The sequence below is a fragment of the Scrofimicrobium canadense genome (genome assembly GCF_009696615.1).
GTDB classification, from domain to species: domain Bacteria; phylum Actinomycetota; class Actinomycetes; order Actinomycetales; family Actinomycetaceae; genus Scrofimicrobium; species Scrofimicrobium canadense.
In genome coordinates this window covers 181,763-187,762 of record NZ_VULO01000004.1, presented here as the reverse complement: position 1 = coordinate 187,762, position 6,000 = coordinate 181,763, and the positions used below count along the sequence as shown (strand labels likewise).

The 6,000-nt window shown below is 51.5% G+C and carries 6 protein-coding genes; 1 reads left to right on the top strand and 5 read right to left on the bottom strand.

The window, feature by feature from the left end; genetic code table 11:
• Window positions 1-218: 218 nt before the first annotated feature.
• The 3 genes from FYJ24_RS04605 to FYJ24_RS04595 are packed head-to-tail and all read right to left on the bottom strand — an operon-like array spanning window position 219 to window position 2,512.
• A complete protein-coding gene (locus tag FYJ24_RS04605; RefSeq protein WP_154544022.1) occupies window positions 219-890 on the bottom strand; it encodes a CE1759 family FMN reductase in 672 nt (223 codons plus the stop codon).
• Window positions 877-1,320 carry a MarR family winged helix-turn-helix transcriptional regulator gene (locus tag FYJ24_RS04600; RefSeq protein WP_154544020.1) on the bottom strand — a complete coding sequence of 148 codons (444 nt, stop codon included), beginning with the start codon at window positions 1,318-1,320 and terminating at the stop codon, window positions 877-879. Before FYJ24_RS04600 ends, FYJ24_RS04605 begins: the two co-directional genes overlap by 14 nt.
• Before the next feature lie 4 nt (window positions 1,321-1,324).
• Window positions 1,325-2,512, bottom strand: coding sequence for a CE1758 family FMN-dependent luciferase-like monooxygenase (locus FYJ24_RS04595; RefSeq protein ID WP_154544018.1), 1,188 nt, complete (start codon window positions 2,510-2,512; stop codon window positions 1,325-1,327).
• Window positions 2,513-2,610: 98 nt separating this feature from the next.
• Between FYJ24_RS04595 and FYJ24_RS04590 the strand changes: the two genes are divergently transcribed.
• Window positions 2,611-4,143 carry a C69 family dipeptidase gene (locus FYJ24_RS04590; RefSeq protein ID WP_154544016.1) on the top strand — a complete coding sequence of 511 codons (1,533 nt, stop codon included), beginning with the start codon at window positions 2,611-2,613 and terminating at the stop codon, window positions 4,141-4,143.
• An 81-nt stretch (window positions 4,144-4,224) separates the two neighbouring features.
• On the opposite strand, the gene erm is transcribed toward FYJ24_RS04590, so the two are convergent.
• Together erm and hemG are read right to left on the bottom strand one after the other, a co-directional pair.
• Window positions 4,225-4,983 (bottom strand): 23S ribosomal RNA methyltransferase Erm, encoded by a 759-nt coding sequence (erm, locus tag FYJ24_RS04585; protein WP_154544014.1) that lies wholly within the window; start codon window positions 4,981-4,983, stop codon window positions 4,225-4,227.
• A 227-nt stretch (window positions 4,984-5,210) separates the two neighbouring features.
• Window positions 5,211-5,789 (bottom strand): menaquinone-dependent protoporphyrinogen IX dehydrogenase, encoded by a 579-nt coding sequence (gene hemG / locus FYJ24_RS04580; protein WP_154544012.1) that lies wholly within the window; start codon window positions 5,787-5,789, stop codon window positions 5,211-5,213.
• Between the last annotated feature and the right edge of the window lie 211 nt (window positions 5,790-6,000).

Here is a 6,000-nt window from a genome sequence, read left to right as displayed (position 1 = left end):
TCGAGCTGAAGAATGCCCAATTGCGCCCCAGGCACACCATGGTGAGCGGCCAAATCGGCCAACCGAGCTGACCAATGTGAATGATCTATAGCGTTAGGTGCCTGAGTCATGTGCTCTCGTTTATCCATGGCGATCATCTCACTGGCAGCAGAAAAGCGGCATAAATGTCCGATCACAAAGACTGAGACAATGGAACGCAGTGGTTTTGCTTGAGGTAGCTATCCTCCAGTTGCTAGGCGCATTAGATCAGTATCGAAATCAATCTCATCGAGGTCAGCAGAGGTATCTGTCGAGAACGTAGTCCGATAGAGCTTGCTGGCCTGAGTCCGAACATCGTGGCGGACGTTGCTTTTCATCTGATAGATAAGTTCTATTGTCGCGCGGCAAATACGCTCATCTAACTTCTTTCCGCTACCCCAATCTTCGGTCGCTGCAAATACTGAAGTCGGGATGGGTACTGCACGCAAATAGGAAAACAGTGGCCGCATCTGAGCGTCGGGAACCAATGCGTGACGAGGAGTTCCGGCGGTAGCGGCAAGAAGTACTGGCGTTGCCAAGAGTGCGTCGTCGTCTACCAAATCGAAAAACTGTTTGAACAGACCTGAATATCCGGCCTTATACACAGGCGTGGCAGCAACCAATCCATCCGCCATGCGAAGCTGTTGTAAGGATGAGCGCAATGATTCCGACTGCATCCCCGTAGTTACAGCATGCGCCAAATCAGATGCAAAATCGCGAACCTGAATCACGGATAGCTCAATAGGCAGCTTCTCTTGATGTGCTATTTCAGTAATGGTAGCCGCAATCTTCTGCGTGAGCATTTGGGTTGATGAGGGAGACCCAACACCAGCCGAGACCATCACTAATTGTAGAGTCTTACCGTCCGTCATCACGTGGTCCTTTCGCGATAGCTAGAGCGAGCGTACGCAGTGTGTTCATGTCATGCTCACTCAGAGTTGCTCCGAGTCGTTGGGCGATTGTCTCAGCGTGGATTCTGCCCACCTGGCGTTGTACTTCGCGCCCCTTTTCTGTTAGGCGTATGAGGATCCCGCGTCCATCTGCGGGGTCTTCGCCTCGTTCAATGAGCCCTTGTTCAATGAGTCTGTTGAGAAGGCGTGACAGTGCTGGTTGGCTCAGCAATACCCCTTCCAGTAGAGCCTTCTGGTTCATTGAACAGCCTGCTTTCGCCAACGTGTAGAGGACGTCGTATTCCCTCATCGAGACGGTTTTCCAATTTCCGGCTTCCTGAAAACAGCGCATCATCGTGGCATGTGCCCGCATCATGGCTTCCCACGTATCACTACTAAGTTTGCGGTTCATTGTCCTAAATCCTTGGCATCACGGCCGGTTGGTTAGGGTCAGAATCTTGATATGGCGAAGTTCCGGTCACGTTGTCACCTCTATTAGCATTGGGGCGTAATTGACGAGGCGCATTGTCGCCGTAGCGTGCCTTAACCAAGTCTTTGTGTGACGGGGGCGGAGGAGTCCCCACCTTTTGCCGTGCGGCAGTTTCTTTGCGCAATACTGGAATAACTTCTTCTCCTAGAATATCCAGTTGTTCCAAAACCGTCTTGAGGGGCAGTCCTCCATGGTCAACAAGGTAGAGCTGACGTTGATAGTCGCCGAAGTATTCCTGAAGACCCAGTGTGCGATCGATGACTTGCTGCGGGCTGCCGACCAACAGTGGGGTTGCGGCCATCACTTCTTCCAAGGGGGCGCCTCCCTTGTACACAGGAGCATTATCGAAATAGGGTCGGAACTCTTTGATAGCATCTTGCGAGTTCTTACGTATGAAGGTTTGCGCTCCCACACCTACGATGGCCTGGTCGGCGGTGCCATGTCCGTAGTGTGCGTAGCGGTTGCGGTATAGGTTGATCAGCCGCTTGAAGTGGCTCATGGGCCAGAAGATGCCGTTGGCAAAGAATCCATCGCCGTAGTAGGCCGCTTGTTCAGCAATCTCGGGTGTGCGAATGGACCCGTGCCACACGAACGGTGGCACATCATCGAGGGGGCGGGGGATAGAGGTAAATCCTTGCAGCGGGGTGCGGAAATTTCCCTCCCAATCCACAACGTCGTTATGCCACAGCTTGTGAAGAAGATTGTAGTTTTCCAGCGCCAGTGGGAGGGATTGTCGAATGTCCTTCCCAAACCACGGGTATACAGGGGCGGTATTGCCGCGTCCCAACATAATGTCGAGTCGGCCGTCAACTAAGTGCTGAAGTAGAGCGTATTCTTCAGCGATTCTCACCGGATCGTTGGTAGTGATAAGGGTTGTTGACGTGGAGAGCTTAATCTTCTCAGTCTGTGCGCCAACGTATGCCAGCAGGGTTGCTGGTGATGAGATAGCAAATGGGGGATTGTGGTGCTCACCCATTGCAAAAACGTCAATGCCTGCTTCTTCTGCCTTCTTTGCAATGGAGGCTATCGCTTTGATGCGCTCGGTCTCTGTGGGTGTGGTGTTCTTTACGGGGTCTTCAGTGATGTCTCCTACTGAGAAAATGCCGAATTCCATGGGTGCCTCCTAAACAAGTAGCCAACTAAAGTATATGCATGTGCATATAAATGTACAAGGTGTGTTCTCTCACTGCTGTACATGAGCCGAGGCGTACCATGGAGCTAGCCAATATAAAGGAGAACGCAGTGGGCTGCACAACGATTCTGGTGGGGAAAAACGCGAGTTATGACGGGTCAACGCTGGTGGCCCGCAATGAAGACTCTGCAAATGGTGAATACAATCCGAAGCGAGTCGTCGTAGTGAAGCCTGAGGATCAGCCTCGCACCTACACCAGTGTTATTTCCCGGGTTAGCATCGATCTGCCTGATCATCCGCTGCGCTACACGGCTGTTCCCAATGCAATCCTGGACGAAGGACTGTGGGCATCGGCAGGAATAAACTCAGCCAATGTTGCAATGAGTGCGACTGAGACTCTCACCAGTAATGAACGGGTCTTAGGGGCAGATCCCCTCGTCGAATATCAACCCGCTCAAGGCAAAGAGGGGGAAGGCGGATATGTCCCAGAACGCGTGGGTGGGATTGGCGAAGAAGACTTCCTGACGCTTGTTTTACCCTATATTCATTCAGCCCGCGAAGGAGTCGAACGCCTAGGGGTGCTGCTTGAGAAATATGGCACCTACGAAATGAACGGCGTAGCTTTCTCAGACTCCGATGAAATCTGGTGGCTGGAGACAGTCGGCGGACACCACTGGATTGCTCGACGCGTGCCTGATGACGCCTACGTGACGATGCCTAATCAACTCGGGATAGACAGTTTCGACCTGAGTGACGCAGAAGGGCCTGCGCGCGAGCATATGGCAAGCAGCGACTTGAGGGCTTTTATCGAAGACAACTCGCTAGATCTATCGTTCGATGGGCGACTCAACCCGCGTGATGCTTTCGGATCCCATTCTGATTCTGACCACGTCTACAACACGCCGCGGGCATGGGATATCCAGCGCTTCCTCAACCCAAACAGTGGAGAATGGTCAGGTGACGCACCAACCTACACGCCGTTCTCAGATAATATTCCCTGGTGTCGTAGACCCGAACGAAAAATTACGATTGAAGACGTCAAATACGTTTTAAGTTTGCATTATCAGGGAACTCCTTATGATCCGTACGGAAACGATAGTGCATTAGCAGGAACCCTCCGCCCCATAGGAATCAACAGGCACAGTCAACTGGCAGTGCTGCAGATTCGCCCAGGTAAGCCAGAGAGTTTCCGTTCTTTGCAGTGGATGGCTTTTGCATCGAACCCGTTTAATACACTGGTTCCGCTGTATACGAATGTTGACCAGGTTCCTGAATATTTGGCAAATACAACGGCTCAGGTAACAACCGAAAACTTCTATTGGGCCAGTCGTATCATTGCGGCACTCGCGGATGCGCATTTCTCTGACACCATTGCCGACATCGAACGCTACCAGCAAAGGACCATTGCGAGCGGTCACGCACATGTCAAACAGACGGACTCATCGCTCGAAGACACCGATAACATTGGAACAGGTGATGCGCCGGTCATTCTCGCCGAGGCGAACCAAGTCATAACTGACACCATTCGTTCAGCCACAGATAGTTTGCTAGATAAGGTCCTCTTCATAGCTTCCAATGGAATGCGCAACAGTTTCTCCAGATCTGATAACTGACGCATGGGTACAGCCGTGAAAGGCGCGAGACACACAGGGTATCGATGTTCTTCACGGCTGTAATCGGCAGTTATTAATGTATTAATGCGTTTGTGGCCACAATGAGGCCCATTGTTCGGCCCAGAGATCGCGAGGTTTGCTAGATGCGGGTATCTCCAGGGTTTGCAAAATCCGTCCTGCCTCCCTGTGACTTGACTGGGTAGCATTGCTGACGATCTCAACCATGTTTCGTCCTTTCCCAGTGAAAACTGAATGAACAAAATGCTGGTACTGGCCCCGTTCTTCGTCCGCGATCAGTGGTACGTTCCTCCTTGCTATGTGAAGAATTCCCGCGTCAACGCTTGGACGAGGGGCGAAGCACCGTGCCGGGATACGTCCATGGAGAGTGAAAGCAAACCACGGTCCGTGTTGAGCCGACATCATTGTTCCTCCGCCAACGCCAGCCCGTTTGCGGGCAACCTCCCATTGCAAGACGAGGAAAGCATCACGCCAGCAAGTTGATGTCAGAAGTTTTCGCAGAATAGGTGTTGTGATGTTGAATGGCACATTTCCTACAAGCACCGGATCGTGAATGGTGTGGGAGAGGATATCTGCGTGCAGGCACCGCACCTGTGGTACACGTCGGCGCAGTCTGTGGATGGCCTTACGATCGATATCAATTGCGGTGACCGGGCGATCTAGCTTCGATAGGGGAACCGTAAGAGCTCCCTGTCCAGCGCCTATTTCAAGGATCGACCCTGAGGTTTTAGAGACGAGAGTTACCAGATAAGAAATAGTTGGGGTGTGGTTTAGAAAGTTTTGGCCAATCTCGTGGCGGCCAGAATATGCAGAACGGGACATTGTGCGCTCCAAGAAGTTTATAAAGATGGAACGCCTCGAAAGAGTGAAAAGAATCTGCGTACGCAAAATATCTTCCGAGGCGCAAGGACTCTCGGATAGATGGCGCGATTGTGATGACTTTTTAGTGACGCGCCATCAGGCGCGGCGAAGTCGAATCGGCATGTGCTGCGTCATCTGCAGCGCAAGAATTAAAGTTCCCATAGATCACCATAGAACCGCAGGTGTCTTTAGTTCTCTGAATTTGTATTTTCCACTAGCTGTACGAAATCCTTGGCAACGTCAGTAAGTCGGTCCCAGTTGGTGTACTCGATGGTTGAGGTTCTGTCGGTTACACCACCCGAGATATGCATGATGAAGCGAATCATTGTCTTGTCGAAAAAGTTATAGCGAGGATATTCTAAGCGGCCCGCCGCTATCTCGATGCGGTCAGGATGCCAACCAGTATGATCTAGGAACTTACTGGTGTACGTGTGTTCTTCGGGAGCAGGGGTGTCATCGGTAAATTTGCGGGCTGAGAGACTAATGGTCACCAACAGACTGGGGATTTGCTGTACGTATGAAAGATTCTTCTTTACCCACCGTTCGACACGTTTGTCGATGTGTCCGTATTGCACTGAGGCTGCGATAACGACAGCTCTATATCGCGAAAGGCCTGTGCCATTGAGTGAACCTTTGGCATCGTCGATATCAATAATTGTGGACTGAAGTGCAGGTTGAGCTTCATGAATCGCCTTAGCAATATGCGTGGAGACATCTCGGCTATGGCCAAACCGACTGCCGTAGATGATGAGAACTCTTTCACTCATTTTTGACCCGCCTATGTGTACTGAACTATATGATGCTTATCGCTACGGGCAATCGACCGACGATGTGCCCTAGGTAAGGGTAATCCTCACCACGCGTAATCTAGCTATTTCGTTTGTGGGTAGGGTCGATATCTATTTGCTCGAAGCCCAACATTGGAATGAGTTCACCGGCCTCACACACCACAGTGCACAAAACTTCCGAGGGTATTGC

Coding starts and splice junctions, on each gene's coding strand:
- hemG (WP_154544012.1), bottom strand. CDS start 5,789: ATGAGTGAAAGAGTTCTCATCATCTACGGCAGTCGGTTTGGCCATAGC.
- FYJ24_RS04590 (WP_154544016.1), top strand. CDS start 2,611: ATGGAGCTAGCCAATATAAAGGAGAACGCAGTGGGCTGCACAACGATT.
- FYJ24_RS04600 (WP_154544020.1), bottom strand. CDS start 1,320: ATGAACCGCAAACTTAGTAGTGATACGTGGGAAGCCATGATGCGGGCA.
- erm (WP_154544014.1), bottom strand. CDS start 4,983: ATGTCCCGTTCTGCATATTCTGGCCGCCACGAGATTGGCCAAAACTTT.
- FYJ24_RS04605 (WP_154544022.1), bottom strand. CDS start 890: ATGACGGACGGTAAGACTCTACAATTAGTGATGGTCTCGGCTGGTGTT.
- FYJ24_RS04595 (WP_154544018.1), bottom strand. CDS start 2,512: ATGGAATTCGGCATTTTCTCAGTAGGAGACATCACTGAAGACCCCGTA.